Here is a 19,736-nt window from a genome sequence, read left to right on the forward strand (position 1 = left end):
CCCGTGGCGGCAGGCCTTCGCATGACCAGGAGATCACCTTTCGATGACCTACCACACGACACGTCGACGGATCCTGGGCTTCACCAGCTGTCTCGCGCTGATGGGTTCACTGATGGCCACCACCGGCAACAGCCAGGCCTCACCGACGCCCCAGCGCGCCTTCAAGGACGATTCGGCCAGCCACAAGGCCCAGCCTGCCCCGCTCCCCGCCAACCAGACCTTCTGGGACGCCCTGGCCCTCGAGCCCCGGGATGCCTGGTCGCGCCTCGCCGAGGCCTTCCAGTGGCAGGAGGACATCGACCAGGCACGCGTGCGGCAGTGGATCGACCACTACCGCCAGAGCCCCCACAACATCGTCGAGATCACCGAGCGCGCCAGACCCTGGCTCGCCTGGATCACCGAACGGGTGGAGGAGCGCGGCCTGCCCGGCGAGGTTGCCCTGATCCCCTTCATCGAGAGTTCCTTCGATCCCACCGCCCAGAGCCATCGCGGGGCGGCAGGCCTGTGGCAGTTCATGCCCGGTACCGGCCATGCCCTGGGGCTGCGCCGCGGCGGCGGCTACGACGGCCGCCTGGACGTGGCGCGCTCCACCCATGCCGCCCTGGACTACATCGAGATGCAGGCCGAGCAGTGGTACGAGGGGGATATCGAGCTCTCCCTGGCGGCCTACAATGCCGGCGCCGGCACCGTGAACCGTGCCCGCAGCGCCGCGCTCTCTCGCGGCAAGGCCGGCAGCTACTGGGACCTCAAGCTGCCGCGGGAGACCATGGCCTACGTCCCCAAGCTGATCGCCATCTCGGCGATCATCGCCGAGCCGGAGCGCTACGACGTCGAGCTGCCCCCCATCGAGGCCGCCCCGGCCGTGGCCGAGGTGCCGGTGACCCGGCCCATGGACCTCGGCGAGGCGGCCCGCATGGCGGGGGTCTCCCACGCGACCCTGGCCGACCTCAATCCCGGCCTGCTCGGCAACCGGGCCGACCCCCGCCACGTCAAGCGCCTGCTGGTCCCCGCCAGCAGTGCCGAACGGCTGGTGGCCAGGCTCAGCGGCAACGCCACGCGACGCACAGCCGCCACCGACGGCGACGACATCTACGTGGTCCGTCGCGGGGACAGCCTCTCTGCCATCGCCTCCCGCCATGCCGTGGCGCTGACCGACCTGGCCCGCTGGAACGGCATCGAGCGGCCCGACGCTTTACAACCGGGGCAACAGCTGACACTTTCCGGTAGTTGATGTCAGGGGCCACGGCCCCGCCTGCTACAAGGAACCTGATCGATGCGACACGCTGCCCCTGGCCTGGGCCTGCTGCTGGGCGCGCTGCTCGGTGGACCGGTCCTGGCGGCCGACCCGACCGAAGTGCCGACCGTCCACGGCCTGGCCCTCTATGGCGACCCGGCGTTGCCGGCGGACTTCACGCACTTCCCCCACGCGAACCCCGACGCCCCGACGGGCGGCAGCCTGGTGCGCTCGGCCATCGGCAGCTTCGACTCCACCAATCCCTTCATCATCCGCGGCACCCCGGCCACCGGCCTGACCGAGATCTACGACACCCTGCTGACCCAGAACCCCGACGAGCCCTTCTCGATGTATGGCCTGCTCGCCGAGGGCGTGCGGCTGGATCCCGAGCGGCAGTGGATCGAGTTCGACCTGCACCCCGAGGCGCGCTTCCATGACGGCGAGCCGGTCACCCCCGAGGACGTGGTGTTCAGCTTCGAGACCCTCACGGAAAAGGGGCAGCCCTTCTATGGCGCCTACTATGCCGACGTCATCGACGTGACGGCGCTCGACGAGGATACCGTCCACTTCGACCTCGCCGACAGCGAGTCACGTGAGCTACCGCTGATCATCGGGCAGCTGCCGATCCTGCCGGCCCACTTCTGGCAGGAGCGTGACTTCGAGGCCACCACCCGCGATGCCCTGCTCGGCTCCGGCCCCTACCGCATCGGCGAGGTGGAGCCGGGGCGGCGCATCGTCTTCGAGCGCGTCGACGACTACTGGGGACGGGACCTCCCGGTGAACCGTGGCCGCCACAACATGCAGCGGCTGGTCTACGACTACTACCGCGACCAGACGGTAGCCCTCGAGGCCTTCAAGGCCGGCAACCTCGACATGCGCATCGAGACCAGCGCCCGCAACTGGGCCACCGCCTACGACTTCCCGGCCCTGGAAGAGGGATTCGTCAAGCGGCTCGAGGTGCCGGACGGCCAGCCCGCCGGCATGCAGGCCTACGTGATGAACCTGCGGCGCGACAAGTTCCAGGACGTACGCGTCCGCGAGGCCCTCAACCTGGCCTTCGACTTCGAGTGGCTCAACCGCAACCTCTTCTACGGCGCCTACCAGCGCACCGAGAGCTACTTCGCCAACTCCGAGATGGCCGCCGAGGGCCTGCCGAGCGAGGCCGAACTGGCCCTGCTCGAGCCGCACCGCGAGGCCCTGCCCGAGCGGGTCTTCGAGGAACCCCTGCCTGTCGAGCACCCCGAGGAGATGCGTCCACGGCTCGCCCGGGCCCTGGAGCTGCTCAACGAGGCCGGCTATGTGGTTCGCGATGGGGTCATGACCCACCTCGACTCCGGTGCGCCGCTCACGGTGGAGGTCCTGCTCTTCGACACCCAGTTCGAGCGGGTCGTGCAGCCGCTGCTGCAGAACCTGGCCAAGATCGGCATCGAGGGCAATATCCGCATCGTCGACGTCAACCAGTACCTCAACCGGCTGCGCGGCTTCGACTTCGATATCATCGTCGGCAGCTTCCCCCAGTCGGCCAACCCCGGCAACGAGCAGCGCGACTTCTGGACCAGCGAATACGCCGAGATCCCCCAGAGCCGCAACCTGATCGGGCTCAGTAACCCGGTGGTCGACGAGCTGGTCAGCACCCTGATCGCCGCCGACTCCCGGGAGGCACTGGATACCGCCGCCCGGGCACTGGACCGGGTGCTGCGCTGGGGCTTCTACGTCATTCCCCAGTGGCACCTCGGGAAGACGCGCATCGCCCTGTGGGACAAGTTCCGCTGGCAGGAGCCCTTCCCCGAGTACAACCTGGACCTGGCCGCCTGGTGGGTGGACCCCGAGCGCGGCGCCGAGATCGAGGCCCGCCAGCGCAACCGCTGAAGGTGCATGACCGGCGGCCGGTGCTCCGGCCGCCATCATCCGTGGAGTAAGGACACGCCGTGGCCCGCTATGTACTGCGCCGCCTGCTGCTGATGATCCCCACCCTGCTGGGGATCATGCTGCTCAACTTCATCATCGTCCAGGCCGCCCCGGGCGGCCCCATCGACCAGATGCTGGCCCGTTTCGAGGGGCTCTCGAGCCAGGCCAGCACCCGCATGGAGGGAGGCGGCGGGGATGTCACCGTCGCGGGAGACTCGCGGGGATCCCGCGGTGTACCGGAGGAGCTGATCCGCCGGCTGGAGACCCAGTTCGGGTTCGACCAGCCCCCCCATGAACGCTTCCTCGGCATGATCGTCGACTACGCCACCTTCGACTTCGGCGAGAGCTTCTTCCGCGACGAGCCCGTCACCACGCTGATGCTGGAGCGGCTTCCCGTCTCGATCTCGCTGGGGCTCTGGACCACCCTGGTGGTCTACCTGGTGTCGATCCCGCTGGGCATCCGCAAGGCCCTGCGACACGGCTCACGCTTCGACGTCTGGAGTTCGGGGCTGGTGATCGTGGGCTACGCCATCCCCGGCTTCCTGTTCGCCATCCTGCTGATCGTGCTGTTCGCCGGCGGCAGCTACTGGGACCTCTTCCCGCTGCGCGGCCTCACCTCGCCGGACTTCGACGAGCTCTCCGCCTGGGGCAAGGTCAAGGACTACCTGTGGCACATCACCCTGCCGGTGATCGCCTCGGCGATCGGCAGCTTCGCGACCCTGACCATGCTGACCAAGAACAGCTTCCTCGACGAGGTGCACAAGCAGTACGTGCTCACCGCCCGTGCCAAGGGCGCCAGCGACCGCCGGGTGCTCTACGGCCACGTCTTCCGCAACGCCATGCTGATCATCATCGCCGGGCTGCCGGCGGCCCTGGTCGGCATCTTCTTCACCGGCTCGCTGCTGATCGAGGTGATCTTCTCGCTCAACGGCCTGGGCCTGCTGGGCTTCGAGGCGGTGATGCAACGCGACTATCCGGTGATCTTCGGCACCCTCTACCTCTATACGCTGATCGGGCTGGTACTGAAGCTGATCTCCGACCTGACCTATGTGTGGGTGGACCCGCGCATCGACTTCGAGACACGGGAGTCCTGATCCGATGTCACTGCTCTCGCGCGAGCTCTCCCCCATCACCCGGCGCCGCCTGGCGGTCTTCCGCGACAACCGCCGGGCGCGGGTCTCGCTGTGGATCTTCGCGACCCTCTTCGTGATCAGCCTGGTGGCGGAGGTGATCGCCAACGACCGGCCGATCGTCATGCAGTACCAGGGAGGGTGGTACGTGCCGGTCATGGTGGACTACCCGGATACCGAGTTCGGCGGCTTCCTGCCCAGTCCCGCCGACTACCGCGACCCCTTCGTGCGCGACGAGATCATGGCCAACGGCTGGATGCTCTGGCCGCCTATCCCCTTCTCCTACGAGACCCTGGACATGGAACTCGACCACCCAGCGCCGTCGCCGCCCACCACACGGCACTGGCTGGGTACCGACGACCAGGGCCGCGACGTCATGGCGAGGGTGATCTACGGCTTCCGCCTCTCGGTAATCTTCGCCCTGGTGCTCACCGCCGGCTCGCTGGTACTGGGCGTGCTGGCCGGCGGCATCCAGGGCTACTTCGGCGGCAAGGTGGACCTGATCGGCCAGCGCTTCACCGAGATCTGGTCGGGGCTGCCGATGCTCTTCCTGCTGATCATCCTGGCGAGCCTGGTGGAACCCAACCTCTGGTGGCTGCTGGGCATCATGCTGCTGTTCTCCTGGCTGGGGCTGGTGGACGTGGTGCGCGCCGAGTTCCTGCGTGCCCGGAACCTCGAGTACGTGCGCGCCGCTCGCGCCATGGGCCTGCCCTCGCGGCTGATCATGTGGCGCCATGTCCTGCCCAATGCCATGGTGGCGACCCTGACCTTCATCCCCTTCCTGTTTACCGGCGCCATCACCACCCTCACCGCCCTGGACTTCCTGGGTTTCGGCCTGCCCCCGGGCTCGCCGTCCCTGGGCGAACTGGTCGCCCAGGGCAAGAACAACCTGCAGGCCCCCTGGCTTGGCATCACCGCCTTCGTCACCCTCTCGGTGATGCTCTCGCTGCTGGTATTCATCGGCGAGGGGCTTCGCGATGCCTTCGACCCCCGCCATATCCAGCATGCCGCGAGCCCCGCCCCAGCACCGAGCGAGCCCACGAGGAGCGGCCAGGATGCGTGAACCCATGTCCACCCCCCTGCTGCAGCTCAACGACCTGACCATCGCCTTCGACGGGGTCAGCGTGGTCGACCGGCTGTCGCTCACCGTCAAGCGTGGCGAGACCCTGGCGCTGGTCGGCGAGTCCGGCTCCGGCAAGTCGGTCTCGGCCCTCGGCGCCATGAACCTGCTGCCCCCCAATGCCCGGGTCGAGGGCGGGCGCCGGCTGGGCGACACCGACCTCACCACCCTGTCCGACCGGGGATGGCGGGGGCTGCGCGGTAGCCGGGTGGGTTTCGTCTTCCAGGAGCCCATGACCTCGCTCAACCCGCTGCACCCCATCGGCAAGCAGATCGGCGAGACCCTGCGCCTGCACCAGGGGCTCACCGGCCGGGCCGCCCGGGCACGCACCTGGGAACTGCTGGAGCAGGTCCGCCTGCCCCGCGCCGGCGAACTGCTGGATGCCTGGCCACACCAGATCTCGGGCGGCCAGCGCCAGCGAGTGATGATCGCCATGGCGATCGCCAACGGCCCCGAGCTGCTGATCGCCGACGAGCCCACCACCGCACTGGACGTCACCGTGCAGCAGGAGATCCTCGGCCTGCTCGCCGAACTGCGCGATGCCCATGGGATGGGCATGCTCTTCATCACCCACGACCTCAACCTGGTGCGCCGCCATGCCGACCGCATCTGCGTGCTGCATGCCGGCCGTGAGCAGGAGACCGGGCCGGTGGCGGAGGTCTTCACCCATCCCCGCAGCGACTATACCCGGCAGCTGCTGGAGGCCGAACCCGCGGGACGCCCGGCGCCGGTGGCACGTGTTGCCCCGCTGCTGAGCGCCCGGGGGGTCGCGGTCAGCTTCCCGCGCCCGACACGGCTGTTCGCCCGGCGTCCGCCTCCCTTCGAGGCGGTCAAGCCTCTGGACCTCCAGGTGGCGCCCGGCGAGACCCTGGGCATCGTCGGGGAATCCGGCTCGGGCAAGACCACCCTGGCCCTCGCGCTACTGCGACTGGGCCAGGGCAGCGGCGAGATCGACTTCGACGGCAACCGCCTCGACCAGCTGACCGGCAACGCCCTGCGACGCCAGCGGCGCAGCCTGCAGGTGGTGTTCCAGGACCCCTATGGCTCGCTCTCGCCGCGCCTGCCGGTCTTCGATATCGTCAGCGAGGGGCTGCGCTTCCATCACCCGGAGCTCGACAGAGCCGAGGTCGACCGCCGCGTGCGCGCCACCCTGCGCGAGGTGGGCCTCCCCGAGGAGTGCGCCTCCCGCTACCCCCACGAGTTCTCCGGCGGCCAGCGCCAGCGCATCGCCGTGGCCCGGGCGATCATCCTCGAGCCACGTCTGGTGGTCCTCGATGAGCCCACCTCGGCGCTGGATCGCAGCGTCCAGAAGCAGCTGGTCGAGCTGCTTCGCGACCTCCAGGCGCGGCGCCACCTCAGCTACCTGTTCATCAGCCATGACCTGGCGGTGGTGCGTGCCATGGCCCACCGGGTGCTGGTGCTCAAGGACGGCGAGGTGATGGAACAGGGCGACTGCCTGCAGGTCCTCGAAAATCCCGCCAGCGACTACACCCGGGCCCTGGTGGCCGCCGCGGGGCTTGCCCCGCGCGGGTGAGCCGGTCAGCGAGCTGGCCTCGAGGGCAGGACAGCGGCGTTCCCCCGATGGCGTACCGGACTCCAGCTTCTCCCGAGGCGAGAATACATTGAGGCATTCGCAATGAGATAACGGTATAAATATGGGGCACCATACGGGAGTGCCATGGGATCCGCCCGCGGGGCGTTGACAAGGGTGGCAGCCATCGCGGGTTACGCTGGGTTACACTGCGTATCTGATCCGAGGCCCCAGGACGCCATGCGCTCACTCCTCTCCTCCCTGCTCGGGACCCTGTTGCTGACGTTGCTGCTGGTCGCGCCCGCCTGCGCCGGTCCCCCCCCGCTGGCCCTCGACGTGGGCTGGGAGTATCGCTGGGGGGACTCCCCTTTCCGGGCCGACGGCACCCCGGCCTGGGTCGACGACCCGGCATCCCAGGGCGAGTGGCAGCCGATCGCCTTCCCCTCCAACCCGCCCGGCCGTGGCGGCAGCAAGCACGCCTGGTTTCGCATTACCCTGCCCGAGGGGGAGTGGCGCGACCCGGTGCTCTACATCTACAGCGTCGACCTGATCACCCAGGCCTGGCTGGAGGACGAGCTGATCTACCAGTACGGGCACTTCGATGCCCGCGGGGAGGGCCGCTTCGAGGGGTGGCCCTGGCACATGATCAGCCTGCCCGAGGACTTCGCGGGCAGGACCCTCCACTTCCGCGTCTTCTCCGACTACACCGACATCGGCCTGTGGGGCGAGGTCAAGCTGATGGACCGCCTCGACCTGCTGCACTACATCCTCGAGCGATCGGCCGGGGACCTGGTGGTCAGCGCCTTCCTGCTGCTGCTGGCCCTGTTGGCCTTCATCTTCGCCCTCATCCAGGCCGACCGGCGCAGCTTCCTCGGCATCGGGCTCTTCGCCCTGGGGGCCGGCAGCATGCTGCTGGCCGAGACCCAGGCGAGCCAGCTGCTGTTGGAGATCCCCCTGCTGTGGGACTACCTGGCCGCCGTGGGCTACTACACCCTGCCGGTGGCCATGGGGCTGATGCTGGAACACTGGTTCGCCGAGCAACGCCCGACGCTGCTGCGGCGCATCTGGCAGCTCCACCTGGGCTACCTGGTGATGGCACCGGGGCTCGCCCTGGCCGGCGTCGTCGACCTCTCCAGTACCTTCCCGCCCTTCGATGCGCTGCTGCTGGTCACCCTGCTGGTGATGTTCACCACCATCGTCGTTCACCTGGGCGCCCTCAACGCCGAGCAGAAGCTGATCATCGCCAGCTACGGGCTCTTCGCCCTGCTGCTGGTGGTCGACATGGCCGTGGCCCACGGCCTGCTGCCCTGGCGCCGTGTCCCGGTCAGCGGCGCCGCGCTGGGCTTCGCGCTGGCCATCGTGATGATCTCGCTCTGGCACTACCGGCACACCCAGCGCGAACTGCGCCGCCTCAACCTCTCCCTGGAGAAGCAGGTCGCCGAGCGCACGCGGGCGCTGGAGCAGACGGTCGAGAAGCTGCAGGCCTACTCCTACCAGGACGCCCTGACCGGGCTGCACAACCGTCGCTACTTCGACGAACTGCTGCAGCACGAGGCGGCAGTCGCGCGCCGACACCAGACGCCGCTGACGCTGGCGATGATCGATATCGACCACTTCAAGCAGTTCAACGACCGCGAGGGGCACGAGGCGGGGGATACGGTGCTGGTCGGCGTGGGACGGGTGCTGACCCATCACTTCCGCGATGCCGACGTGGTCTGCCGGATGGGCGGCGAGGAGTTCGTGATCATCATGCCGGGGGCCACCGCGGCCATCGCCGAGGCGCGCCTTGCCGAGCTGCTGGAGGTGCTGAGCCGGACGCGTTTCCGTCACCGCGACCGGGTGCTCGGGCCGCTGTCGATCTCCTGCGGCATCGCCACCTACCCCGAGCATGCCGGCGACCCGCTGACGCTGATCGGGCTCGCCGACAAGGCGCTCTACTCGGCCAAGCACCGCGGGCGGGCGAGGATCGAGACCTACGCCTGAGGCCCCGTGACATCCGTCCCGAGGCATCCGATGGCCCAAGGCGTCGTGCCGAGCTCAGAAGCGCGCCACCTCCTCCTCGGTGAGTTCCCGCCACTCCCCGGGAGCCAGCTCGCCGAGGGAGAGCGGCCCGATCGATTCGCGGTGCAGGGCCACCACGTGGTGACCGATGGCCGCGAACATCCGCTTGACCTGATGGTACTTGCCCTCATAGAGGGTCAGCTCGGCCACGCGCGGTGAGCGCATCGCCAGTTCCGCGGGACGTGTCGGCTTCTCCTCCCCGTCGAGCAGCAGCCCTTCGGCGAAGCGGGCCACGGCGTCATCCCGCGCCGCACCCTCCAGCGGCTCGGCGAGCGTGACCGCGTAGACCTTGCCACAGCGTCGCTTCGGCGAGGTGACCCGGTGGGACCACTGGCCGTCATCGGTGAGCAGCACCAGGCCGGTGGTGTCGACGTCCAGCCGGCCCACCGTCTGCAGGCGCTCCACATGGGGCAGGTCGACCAGTTCGCGGACCAGCGGGTAGAGGCCGCGACGGGCGCTGCACTCGACGCCCTCGGGCTTGTGCAGCATCACGTAGCGCAGGCCGACCAGGGCCAGGCGCTCGCCGTTCCAGGTGACCTGGCTCTGCTCGTCGACCTGGGTGGCGGGGTTCTTGATCACCTCGCCGGCCACCCGGACCTCCTCGCGGTGCAGGGCCTTCTTGGCCAGGCTGCGCGTCAGGTCGGTGGTCTCGCAGAGGAAACGGTCCAGGCGCATCAGTAGCCCACCCCGTCGGCGAGGCCGAAGTGGTCGGCATCGCGCCAGGCGGGAAACTTCTCGCGGAAGCGTCGCAGTTCCTCGAGCGAGAGGCTGCCGGTCTTCAGGAAGGGGGTATCCCGGGGCTCGTCGATCAGCGTCTCGCCCTTGGGGTCGACCAGCATGGAATCGCCGGCATAGGCGAGTCCCTTGGCATCCTCGCCGACCCGGTTGACGCCGATCACCGGGCACAGGTTCTCGATGGCCCGGGCCTGCAGCAGCACCCGCCAGGGGTGGCGACGCGGCGCCGGCCAGTTGGCCACGCAGAGCAGGGCGTCATACTCGAAGTGCTCGTCGGGCCCGGGCTGCTGGCGCAGCCAGACGGGGAAGCGCAGGTCGTAGCAGACGCTGAGCAGGATCCGGAACCCCTTGAGCTCGACGATCACCCGCTCGTGGCCCATGGCGTAGCGTTCGTGCTCCCCGGCCATGCGGAAGAGGTGACGCTTGTCGTAGGTGACCAGGCTGCCGTCCGGGCGCGCCCAGACCAGGCGATTGAAGTAGTCGCCATTCTCCACCACCGCGACACTGCCGGTGACCACGCAGCCGCGGCGGGCCGCCTGGTCCTTGAGCCAGGCCACGGTCCGGCTCTCGGCCATGGGCTCGGCCATCTCCCGGGAGTTCATGGTAAAGCCGGTGGCGAACATCTCCGGCAGCACGATCAGGTCGGTGTCATCGGCGCCGAGCCCGCCCAGGGTCTCCTCGAGCATCCGGCAGTTGGCGTCGGGGTCTTCCCAGCGCAGGTCACACTGCACCAGGGTGATTCTCAGTTCGCTCATGGGGGGACTCCCGTCCAGATAATATGCCCGGACCCAGCCTACCCCACGAGCCCCGTCATCGTCAGCCGCCGCACGTGGCCCATGGCGGCGATGCCAATAGCCTGCTAAGGTCCAGGGATTTTGGATCGAGGCCTTCATGACCCACCACCCCACCTCTGCCCCGCAGCACGAGACCGGCAAGGGCGTCGCCTTCGGCCTGGCCGCCTATATGGCCTGGGGCTGCTTCCCGCTGTTCTTCGCCCTCTTCCAGGGCGTGCCCGCCTTCGAGATCCTGCTGCACCGGGTGATCTGGTCCTGCCTCTTCCTGGTCGGGCTGGTCACCCTGCTCGGCCGCTGGGCGCCCATCCGCCGGGCGATTGCCGAGCCCAGGCGCCTCGGCCGGGTGCTGGGTTGCGCCCTGCTCATCGCCCTGAACTGGGGGCTCTACATCTACTCGGTGGAGACCCGTCACGTGCTCCAGGCGAGCCTGGGCTACTTCATGACGCCGCTGGTCAACGTGGGACTGGGCATGCTGGTGCTGCGCGAGCGCATGGCGCGCCTGCAGGGTGTGGCGGTGGGACTCGCGGGACTGGCCATCGCGATCCAGCTGGTGATGCTGGGCGAGTTGCCCTGGATCAGCCTGGCCCTGGCCTTCTCCTTCGGCACCTACGGCCTGCTGCGCAAGCAGGTGCCGCTGGACGGCCTCTCGGGCCTCTTCGTCGAGACCCTGCTGCTGCTGCCCCTGGCCCTGATGGCGCTGGGCTGGCTCACCCAGGCCGAGCTCTCCCACTTCCTCGATGATGGCCGCACCACCGGCCTGCTGGTGGCCAGCGGCGTGATCACCGCCCTGCCCCTGCTGGCCTTCGCCGGCGCCGCGCGCCGCCTGCGCCTGGCCACCCTGGGCTTCCTGATGTACCTCAACCCGACCATCCAGTTCTTCATCGCCCTGCTGGTCTTCCACGAACCCCTGGCACCGGTGCAGCTGACCACCTTCGTGCTGATCTGGACCGGACTGGCCCTCTACTCCTGGTCGGCCTGGCAGTCGCGTCCCCGGGAGGCGAGCACGCCGGCGCCCTCATCGCGTTGACCCGCCCCGGGCGCCGCGGCCTGTCAAGCCGGGCGCCCGTGTCGCCTGACCCGCGCCTTTCCGCTACCATCGCGGGATGACTCCCACACCTCCTCGCGCCGGACGACCCCACCTGCTGCTGGTCGGCGCCGGGCATGCCCACCTGTACCTGATCCGACATCGCCAGCGTCTCGAGGGCGCCGAGGTCACCCTCGTCGACCCCGGCAGCTTCTGGTATTCGGGGCGGGCCACCGGCATGCTCGGCGCCTACCACACCGCCGCCGAGGATCGCCTGGACCCGACCCGCCTGGCGAGCCACTTCGGCGTGCAGGCCCTGAGGGGCCGCCTGGCATACCTCGACCCGGAGGCCCGAGTCGCCCGGCTGGAGGACGGTCGCGAGCTCGATTTCTCGCTGCTCTCGCTGAACCTGGGGTCGCGTACGCCCTCTCCCCCACGGCGCACGCCGGGGCCCCGTGTCTGGGCGGTCAAGCCGATCCCGCGCCTGCTCGCCCTGCGCCGCTGCCTGGAACAGGAGTTCTCCCGTGGGCTCACCCCCCGGCTGGTCGTCGTCGGGGGTGGCCCGAGCGGCGTGGAGGTGGCCTGCCAGCTGCGCGAACTGGCTCGTCGCCATGGCACCCGCCCCGAGATCCTGCTGGTGAGCCGCGGCGAACGACTGCTGGAAGGCGCCCCCGTGGGGGCCATACGTTGGCTGATGCGCCAGCTCGAGCGCCGCGAGATCCGGGTCCGCTTCGGCCTGGACGTCAATGGCCATGCCGCCGGCGGCGTGACCTTCGCCACCGAGGCCAACGCCTGGGGCGAGGACAGCCTGCAATGGCTGCCAGCCGACCATGTCGTGCATGCCACGGGGCTGGCACCACCCGAGGTGGTCGAACGCCTGGGCCTGCCGCTGATTCCCGGGCGCGGCCTGGCCGTGGAGGCGACCCTGCAGAGCCCCGGCCATCCCGACATCTTCGCCGCCGGCGACTGTGCGGCCATGTTGCACCACGCGCTGCCGCGCCTGCGCATCCACGGCCTCCGCCAGGCCCCTGTGCTGCTCGACAACCTGGCGGCGCGCCTGGCCGGTGGTCCCCTGAGACCCTATGTTCCCCAGCGGCTGGCCCTGGCGATCCTCGACCTGGGCGCCGGCCAGGGGCTCGCCATCCGCGGCCGCCGCTGGTGGGGCGGTCGCCTGGCCCTGGCCTGGAAACGGCGAATGGATCACCGCTTCCTTCGCCAGTTGCGGCCCTGAGGGGGGGAAACGGCACCGACAGCGAGCATGGCATCGGGGAACGGGTAATCTGCACCAGACAGCAAGATCTCGATCACTGCAGGAGAGAGGCACCAATGGAGCCGGCACGTCGGGAAAAACGCAATGTGGCCATCCTGGTCAGCAGCCAGGTGCTGTTCATGGTGGCCTCGATCACCGTCATGACCCTGAGCGGCGTGGTCGGTCAGCAACTGAGCCCCGACCCGGGCCTCGCCACCCTGCCGATTGCCATCATGATGCTGGGCACCGTGGTCTCCACCCTGCCGGCATCCCTCTACATGAAGCGCATGGGCCGGCGCCGTGGCTTCATCACCGGAGCCACCCTGGGCGGCGTGGGTGGCGGGCTGGTCAGTTTCGCGGGCATCGCCACGGGCTCCTTCTGGCTGTTCTGCGTCGGCAACCTGCTGCTGGGTCTCTACCAGGGGTTTGCCATGTACTACCGCTTCGCCGCCGCGGATGTGGCGAGCCCCGCCTTTCGCACCCGGGCGATCTCCTTCGTCCTGGCCGGTGGCGTGGTGGCGGCCTTCCTTGGCCCCTGGAACGCCAGTGCCGCCCGGAACCTGATCGCTGGCGTACCCTCGGGTGGCCCCTACCTGGTGATCGCGCTGCTCGCCCTGCTGGCCATCGGCCTGCTGAGCCAACTCAGGGTGCCTGCCAGTGGAGAAGCGCAGCCCGGCGACAGTGCTCGCCCCATGGCGGACATCGCGGCTCGGCCGAGCTTTCGGGTGGCGGTACTGGCCGGGTCGCTGGGCTACGCCATCATGGTGCTGGTGATGACCGCCACGCCCCTGGCCATGCGCGCCCGGGGCTTCGAGATGGGCCAGGTCGCCGTCATCATGCAGTGGCACGTGCTGGGCATGTTTGCCCCGTCGTTCATCACCGGCAGCCTGATCGCCCGCTTCGGCGTGCCGCGCATCCTGCTGACCGGCACGCTGTTGCTCACCGGCTCGGTGCTGGTGACCAACCTCGGCGCCAGCCTGGCGCACTTCTGGGCGGCCCTGGTGCTGCTGGGCGTCGGCTGGAACTTTCTGTTCGTGGGCGGTAGCGCCCTGCTCTCCTCGGTCCACTCCGAGGTCGAGCGCGGCAAGGTGCAGGGCATCAACGACCTGACCATCTTCTCGCTGGTGGCCCTGGGATCGCTGATGTCGGGGGCACTGCTGCACCACCTCGGCTGGGAGGCCCTCAACCTGGCCATGCTGCCGGCCATCCTGCTGGTGGTGCTGGCCACGCTCTGGTTGCGCCTGGTCGCCGGCCGGCACTCGACATTCGATGCGTCTGGCAAGACCTGACCTGAAGGGTCATGGAAGCGGTGGCCTCCGGGCCCCACTGCCCGCTCGTCGCATCCCTTCACGGCGTTCGACCTCGAGCAGCGCGGCACGGGGGAGAGGCGACTGTCCGATACCGAATCAGGCCTGGCTGGCGGACAGGGCCTGCTCCAGGTCGGCGAGGATGTCGTCGACATGCTCGATGCCGATGGAGAGGCGCACCATGTCGGGCCTCACGCCGGCGGCCTTGAGCTCCTCGTCGTTGAGCTGGCGGTGGGTGGTGGCGGCCGGGATCGACGAACAGGTCTTGGCGTCGCCGATATTGACCAGGCGCAGGATCATGCCCAGCGCGTCATAGAAGCGCGCCCCGGCCTCGCGACCGCCCTGGATGCCGAAGCTGAGGATGCCCGAGGCACGCCCGCCCATGTAGCGCTGCGCCAGGCCGTGATCCTTGTGGCTCGGCAGGCCGGCATACTGCACCCAGGTCACCGCGGGGTGCCCCTCGAGGTACTCGGCCACCTTGAGGGCGTTGTCGCAGACGCGCTCGATGCGCAGCGACAGGGTCTCGAGCCCCTGGAGCAGGTTCCAGGCCGCCTGGGCGGAGAGTGCCGCCCCCATGTTGCGCAGCGGCACGACCCGGGCCCGGCCGATGAAGGCGGCCTCGCCCAGGTCGCGGGTGTAGCAGACGCCGTGGTAGGAGACGTCCGGCTCGTTGAGCAGGGGGAAGCGGTCGGGGTGCTCGGCCCAGGGGAAGCGGCCAGAGTCGACGATCACCCCGCCCACGGTGGTGCCATGGCCGCCGATATACTTGGTGGCCGAGTGGATGACGATGTCGGCGCCGTGCTCGATGGGCCGCCACAGGAAGGGGGTCGGCACGGTGTTGTCGACGATCACCGGCACGCCGTGGCGATGGGCCGCCTCGACCAGGGCCACCATGTCCACCACGCTGCCGGAGGGGTTGCCGACGCTCTCGCAGAACACCGCCTTGGTGCGGGCGTCGATCAGCGACTCGAGGCCGGCGATGTCGTCCTTGTCGGCGAAGCGCACCTCGATCCCCTGGCGCGGCAGGGTGTGGGCGAAGAGATTGTAGGTGCCGCCGTAAAGCTCGCTGATGGAGACGATATTGTCCCCGGCCTCGGCGATGGTCTGGATGGCGTAGGTGATGGCCGCCATGCCCGACGCCACGGCCAGCCCGGCGATGCCGCCCTCCAGGGCCGCCACGCGCTGCTCGAGCACCGCACAGGTGGGGTTCATGATCCGCGAGTAGATGTTGCCCTCGACCTTCAGGTCGAAGAGGTCCGCGGCATGCTGGGCGCTGTCGAACGAGAACGAGGTGGTCTGGTGGATGGGCACCGCCACGGCGTGCTGGTCATCGGGGGCATAGCCGTGGTGCAGGGCGAGGGTCTCGGGCTTCATGGCGTGTCCTTCTGCGTTGTCTTGGGGTATCCACTGTTTTACCCGATGCTAACCAACCCTGAACCCGGCGACCAATATCGTTTAGTCTGGTAGCCATGCCTCGGGTCCGCTCCCGTCGACCCTGCCACCGACATGGCGAGTAAGGATGCTCAAGCGCTACCTGCCGATCCTCACCTGGCTGCCCCACTACACCCGCCGACTGGCCGGTGCCGACCTGCTGGCCGGGGTGATCGTCACCGTGATGGTGATTCCCCAGTCGCTGGCCTATGCCCTACTCGCCGGCCTGCCGGCGGTGGTCGGCCTCTATGCCAGCATCCTGCCAGCCATCGCCTACGCCCTGCTCGGCACCAGCCGCACCCTGGCCATCGGCCCGGTGGCGATCATCGCGCTGATGAGCGGCGCGGCCCTCTCGGGGGTGGCCACTCCCGGCAGCCCGGCCTATCTGCAGGCGGCCCTGGTCCTCTCGCTACTTTCCGGACTGATGCTCACGGCCATGGGCCTGCTGCGCCTGGGCTTCTTCGCCAACTTCCTGAGCCATCCGGTGATCGCCGGGTTCCTCTCCGCCTCGGCGGTGCTGATCGCCGCCAGCCAGGCGGCCCATCTGCTGGGCATCCAGGCGAGCGGCTTCACGGCGCTGGACCTGCTGATGAGCCTAGGCGCCGAGCTGGGGCAGACCCACTGGCCGACCCTGCTGCTCGGCCTGGGCTGCCTGGCCTTCCTGGTCGGGATGCGACGCCACGGGGAAAAGATGCTGCGGGCCCTGAGGCTGCCGAAGGGGCTCGCCTCCCTGCTGGCCCGGGCCGGCCCGGTGATCGCGGTGGTGGTGACGACCCTGCTCAGCTGGTGGCTGGGGCTCGAGGAGTGGGGCGTGGCGGTGGTCGGTGCCATTCCCGGAGGACTGCCGCCCCTGAGCCTGCCGCCGCTGGACCTGCCGCTGTGGCGCGCCCTGCTGATTCCCGCCCTGCTGATCAGCGTGGTGGGCTTCGTCGAATCGATTTCCATGGCCCAGATGCTGGCCGCCAAGCGTCGCGAACGGATCTCCCCCAACCAGGAGCTGGTGGGCCTGGGCGGCGCCAACCTCGCCGCGGCCTTCTCCGGGGGGATGCCGGTCACCGGGGGGCTGTCGCGCACGGTGATCAACTTCGAATCCGGGGCCCGCACGCCCATGGCCGGGCTCTTCGCGGCGCTGGGCATCGGCGCGGCGACCCTGGCGCTGACTCCGCTGCTGCAGCACCTGCCCATCGCCACCCTGGCGGCCACCATCACCGTCTCCATCCTGACCCTGGTGGATATCCCCCTGGTGCGCCAGACCTGGCGCTACTCGCGCAGCGACTTCTCGGCCATGGCCGTGACCATCGCGCTGACCCTGGTGGAGGGGGTCGAGGCCGGCATCATCTCGGGCGTACTGCTCTCCATCGCCCTCTTCCTCTACCGCACCAGCCGTCCCCACAGCGCCCTGGTGGGTCGCATCGAGGGCACAGAGCATTTCCGCAGCATCCAGCGCCACGAGACCGAGACCGTCAGCCACCTGGCCATGCTGCGCGTCGACGAGAGCCTCTACTTCGCCAACGCCCGCTACCTCGAGGACACCGTCTATGCGCTGGTGGCAAGCCGCCCGGAACTCGAGCACGTGGTGCTGATCTGCTCGGCGGTCAACCTGATCGACGCCTCGGCGCTGGAGAGCCTCGATGCCATCAACGCCCGGCTCGAGGACTCCGGTGTCACCCTGCACCTGGCCGAGGTCAAGGGACCGGTGATGGACCGCCTCAAGCACAGCGACTTCCTCGACGACCTGACCGGACGGGTCTTCCTCAGCACCTACGCGGCCTGGGTCGAGCTCAGCCGTCCCTCCGGGACGGGCTGACGGCCGCGCCCTCAGCCGGCCTCCACCTGCTCCTTTACCTTGTCGACGATGTAGCGCCCGATGGGCAGTGCCGAGGTGGCCGCCGGCGACGGCGCATTGCAGACGTTGACGGTGCGCCGGGTGTTGACGAACAGGAAGTCATCAATCAGCCGCCCATCGCGGGAGACCGCCTGGGCACGCACGCCGGCAGGCCAGGGCTGGAGGTCATCGAGGGTCAACTCGGGACAGTAGCGGCGCACCAGCGCCAGGTAGCGGCGACGGGAGAAGGAGTTGCGCAGCTCCTCGATCCCCGGGCGCACGTTATGGGCCAGCATCCGCCATACCCCCGGATGGGTGAAGAGCCTTGCCAGGTCCGGCAGCGAGACGTCCGACTTGCGATACCCCTCGCGGGCCAGCGCCAGCACGGCATTGGGGCCGAGGGTCACGCCGCCGTCTATCAGCGGCGTCAGGTGCACGCCGAGGAAGGGCGTGGCCGGATCGGGGATGGGGTAGACCAGGTGGCTGACGATGCCGTCGCGCGTCTCCGGCAGGCGGAAGTACTCGCCGCGGAAGGGACAGATGATGAAGCCGGGATTGCGCCCCAGCATCCTCACGACGCGGTCAGACATCAGCCCCGCGCAGGAGATCAGGTAGCGGGAAGAGAATTCGTCATTGCGGGTCCTGACCACCACCTCGCCGGGGCGCTCGTCGATCCCTGTGACCTCCTGTTCGAAACGGAGCATCCCGCCACGCTGCTCGAACTCCTCGGCCATGGCCCGGGTGACGCGGGCATAGTCGACGATGCCGCTGGAGGGCACGAAGAGCGCGCCGACACCGCTGATCGACGGCTCCCGCTCGCCAAGTGCCTCGACGGAGAGCCACTCGCGCTCGAGACCATTCGCGCCGGTGCGCTCCCAGAGCCCCTGCATGCGCTGAAGCTCCAGGTCGTTGGTGGCCACCAGCAGCTTGCCGCAGGTGCGGGTCTCGATGTCGTGGGCCTCGCAGAACGCCCGGGTGGCCCGGTTGCCCTCGCGGCAGAAGCGCGCCTTGAGGCTGCCGGGGGCGTAGTAGACCCCGGCATGGATGACGCCGCTGTTGCGGCCGCTCTGGTGGAAGGCCGCGCCCGACTCCTTCTCGAGCAGCAGGATGCGGCGGTCGGGAAAGGTCTCGCTGAGCTGCATGGCGGTGGACATGCCGAGGATACCCCCGCCGATGATGATGAAGTCGTACAAGGCTCACCTCGGGATGACGGGCATGTGACCGCAGAATATCCATCATCCCTGGATGTTTCCATTTTTCGATGAGCCACGACACGATTCACCGCAGTGGCGATGATTGGGTATGATGGCACCACATCCGGAACGACAGCGCGCCATGGACACCACCTCGAAACAGAACCTGGGCGTCAGTGCCTACCACTGGCTGAAACGCGACATCATCCGCGGCGTCTTCACGCCCGGCGAGAAGCTGCTGATGAGCGGTCTCAAGGAGCGCTACGGGCTGGGCATCGGTCCCCTGCGCGAGGCGCTCTCGCAGCTGGTGGCCGAGAGCCTGGTGGTGGCCATCAGCCAGCGTGGCTATCGGGTGGCGCCCATGTCGCTGTCGGAGCTCGCCGACCTCTATGACGCCCGGGCCCAGCTCGAGGGGCTCATCCTGGAACTCGCCATCCAGCGCGGGGGCGACGACTGGGAGGCCGACATCCTGGCCAAGGCCCATACGCTGGCCAAGGTGACGGAGGTCAACAGCTCCGAGGAACTGCTCGACGTCTGGGACACCCGCCACAAGGCCTTCCATACCGCCATCGCCGCCGGCTGCAACTCCCCCCACCTGCTCAAGGTCCGCGATAGCCTGTTCGACCAGGTGGAGCGCTATCGCCATCTCTGGCTGCGCGAGACGGTCTTCTCCGCCGAGGCCCTGGAGCGCAAGCGGCGCGAGCATGCTGCCCTGGTGGAGGTCATCCTCTCCCGCGACGCCCCGCGCGCCGCCGAGATGATGCGCGAACACCTGATGACGCCGGTTCCCATCATCACCGAGGTCATGCGCCGGCGAGGGCTGGCCTGAGTCCGCCCCCGCCCAGGCGGGCTGAGCGATGTCATGCCGACGTCATCACCAGGCATGAAACTTCCCGACAGGCATCACCGGACGAGATGCCAATGTTACACTCAGGATACATTCCATGCGCCCGGGGATCCGGCGCCAGTCCCAGGAGAGAGACCATGCCCCACCTGCTGAGATTCCCCCGCGACCTGGAAACCCGCCTGGAGCGTGCCAGCCACCACACCGGCATCGCCAAGGCCGATCTGATCGAGCGCCTGGTGCAGGATGGCCTGGCCGACCTGGAGACCCAGCTGCTCATCGAGGGCGAGGCGCCCCGCGTCGAGCGCAGCATCGACCAGCTGCTGCGCGAGAGCGGCCTGGGCGCCTGA

16 protein-coding genes are annotated in these 19,736 nt (G+C 69.0%); 12 read left to right on the forward strand and 4 right to left on the reverse strand.

All coding sequences use genetic code 11. The features are described from left to right. Positions 1–43: 43 nt before the first annotated feature. The 6 genes from SCI24_RS00935 (at position 44) to SCI24_RS00960 (ending at position 8,906) form a co-directional block, all read left to right on the forward strand. Positions 44–1,231 (forward strand): transglycosylase SLT domain-containing protein, encoded by a 1,188-nt coding sequence (locus SCI24_RS00935; protein WP_318723497.1) that lies wholly within the window; start codon positions 44–46, stop codon positions 1,229–1,231. 42 nt (positions 1,232–1,273) lie between these two features. Next, the gene (locus SCI24_RS00940; protein ID WP_318723499.1) at positions 1,274–3,103 is read left to right on the forward strand and encodes an extracellular solute-binding protein; all 1,830 of its coding nucleotides are present in this window, start codon (positions 1,274–1,276) and stop codon (positions 3,101–3,103) included. A gap of 59 nt (positions 3,104–3,162) precedes the next feature. Further along, complete coding sequence (locus SCI24_RS00945) at positions 3,163–4,236, forward strand: microcin C ABC transporter permease YejB (RefSeq protein ID WP_318723501.1); 1,074 nt, start codon at positions 3,163–3,165, stop codon at positions 4,234–4,236. 4 nt (positions 4,237–4,240) lie between these two features. Then, entirely contained in the window at positions 4,241–5,335 is a 1,095-nt protein-coding gene (locus SCI24_RS00950) for an ABC transporter permease (protein WP_318723502.1), read from the forward strand. After that, positions 5,328–6,926, forward strand: a complete 1,599-nt coding sequence (locus tag SCI24_RS00955) for a dipeptide ABC transporter ATP-binding protein (RefSeq protein WP_318723503.1) — start codon at positions 5,328–5,330, stop codon at positions 6,924–6,926. The genes SCI24_RS00950 and SCI24_RS00955 overlap by 8 nt, the downstream gene beginning before the upstream one ends. 237 nt (positions 6,927–7,163) lie before the next feature. Then, positions 7,164–8,906, forward strand: a complete 1,743-nt coding sequence (locus SCI24_RS00960; RefSeq protein WP_318723504.1) for a diguanylate cyclase — start codon at positions 7,164–7,166, stop codon at positions 8,904–8,906. A gap of 54 nt (positions 8,907–8,960) precedes the next feature. Here the strand turns inward: SCI24_RS00960 and SCI24_RS00965 are convergent, their stop codons facing one another. Together SCI24_RS00965 and SCI24_RS00970 are read right to left on the reverse strand one after the other, a co-directional pair. Further along, on the reverse strand, positions 8,961–9,659 hold the full coding sequence (locus SCI24_RS00965; protein ID WP_318723505.1) for a pseudouridine synthase: 699 nt from the start codon (positions 9,657–9,659) through the stop codon (positions 8,961–8,963). Further along, positions 9,659–10,474, reverse strand: coding sequence for an amidohydrolase (locus SCI24_RS00970; RefSeq protein ID WP_318723506.1), 816 nt, complete (start codon positions 10,472–10,474; stop codon positions 9,659–9,661). The genes SCI24_RS00965 and SCI24_RS00970 overlap by 1 nt, the downstream gene beginning before the upstream one ends. 136 nt (positions 10,475–10,610) lie before the next feature. On the opposite strand from SCI24_RS00970, the gene rarD reads away from it, so the two are divergent. From rarD to SCI24_RS00985, 3 genes are all read left to right on the forward strand, one after another. Then, positions 10,611–11,540 (forward strand): EamA family transporter RarD, encoded by a 930-nt coding sequence (rarD, locus tag SCI24_RS00975; RefSeq protein ID WP_318723508.1) that lies wholly within the window; start codon positions 10,611–10,613, stop codon positions 11,538–11,540. Between the two features lie 76 nt (positions 11,541–11,616). Beyond that, on the forward strand, positions 11,617–12,768 hold the full coding sequence (locus tag SCI24_RS00980; RefSeq protein WP_318723509.1) for an NAD(P)/FAD-dependent oxidoreductase: 1,152 nt from the start codon (positions 11,617–11,619) through the stop codon (positions 12,766–12,768). 95 nt (positions 12,769–12,863) lie between these two features. Then, entirely contained in the window at positions 12,864–14,075 is a 1,212-nt protein-coding gene (locus SCI24_RS00985) for an MFS transporter (RefSeq protein WP_318723511.1), read from the forward strand. A gap of 117 nt (positions 14,076–14,192) precedes the next feature. Here SCI24_RS00985 and SCI24_RS00990 read toward each other — a convergent pair whose 3' ends face one another. Further along, positions 14,193–15,467, reverse strand: coding sequence for an O-acetylhomoserine aminocarboxypropyltransferase/cysteine synthase family protein (locus tag SCI24_RS00990; RefSeq protein ID WP_318723512.1), 1,275 nt, complete (start codon positions 15,465–15,467; stop codon positions 14,193–14,195). Positions 15,468–15,612: 145 nt separating this feature from the next. On the opposite strand from SCI24_RS00990, the gene SCI24_RS00995 reads away from it, so the two are divergent. Next, positions 15,613–17,331: a sulfate permease gene (locus tag SCI24_RS00995; RefSeq protein ID WP_318723513.1), complete on the forward strand. Its 1,719-nt coding sequence runs from the start codon at positions 15,613–15,615 to the stop codon at positions 17,329–17,331. Positions 17,332–17,342: 11 nt separating this feature from the next. Here SCI24_RS00995 and lhgO read toward each other — a convergent pair whose 3' ends face one another. Next, positions 17,343–18,542 carry an L-2-hydroxyglutarate oxidase gene (lhgO, locus tag SCI24_RS01000; protein WP_318723516.1) on the reverse strand — a complete coding sequence of 400 codons (1,200 nt, stop codon included), beginning with the start codon at positions 18,540–18,542 and terminating at the stop codon, positions 17,343–17,345. Positions 18,543–18,684: 142 nt separating this feature from the next. On the opposite strand from lhgO, the gene csiR reads away from it, so the two are divergent. Next, complete coding sequence (csiR, locus tag SCI24_RS01005; protein WP_318723567.1) at positions 18,685–19,371, forward strand: DNA-binding transcriptional regulator CsiR; 687 nt, start codon at positions 18,685–18,687, stop codon at positions 19,369–19,371. A 155-nt stretch (positions 19,372–19,526) separates the two neighbouring features. Further along, positions 19,527–19,736 carry a hypothetical protein gene (locus SCI24_RS01010; protein WP_318723517.1) on the forward strand — a complete coding sequence of 70 codons (210 nt, stop codon included), beginning with the start codon at positions 19,527–19,529 and terminating at the stop codon, positions 19,734–19,736.

Origin of the sequence: Halomonas sp. (assembly GCF_033549285.1) — a bacterium.
Lineage (GTDB): Bacteria > Pseudomonadota > Gammaproteobacteria > Pseudomonadales > Halomonadaceae > Halomonas.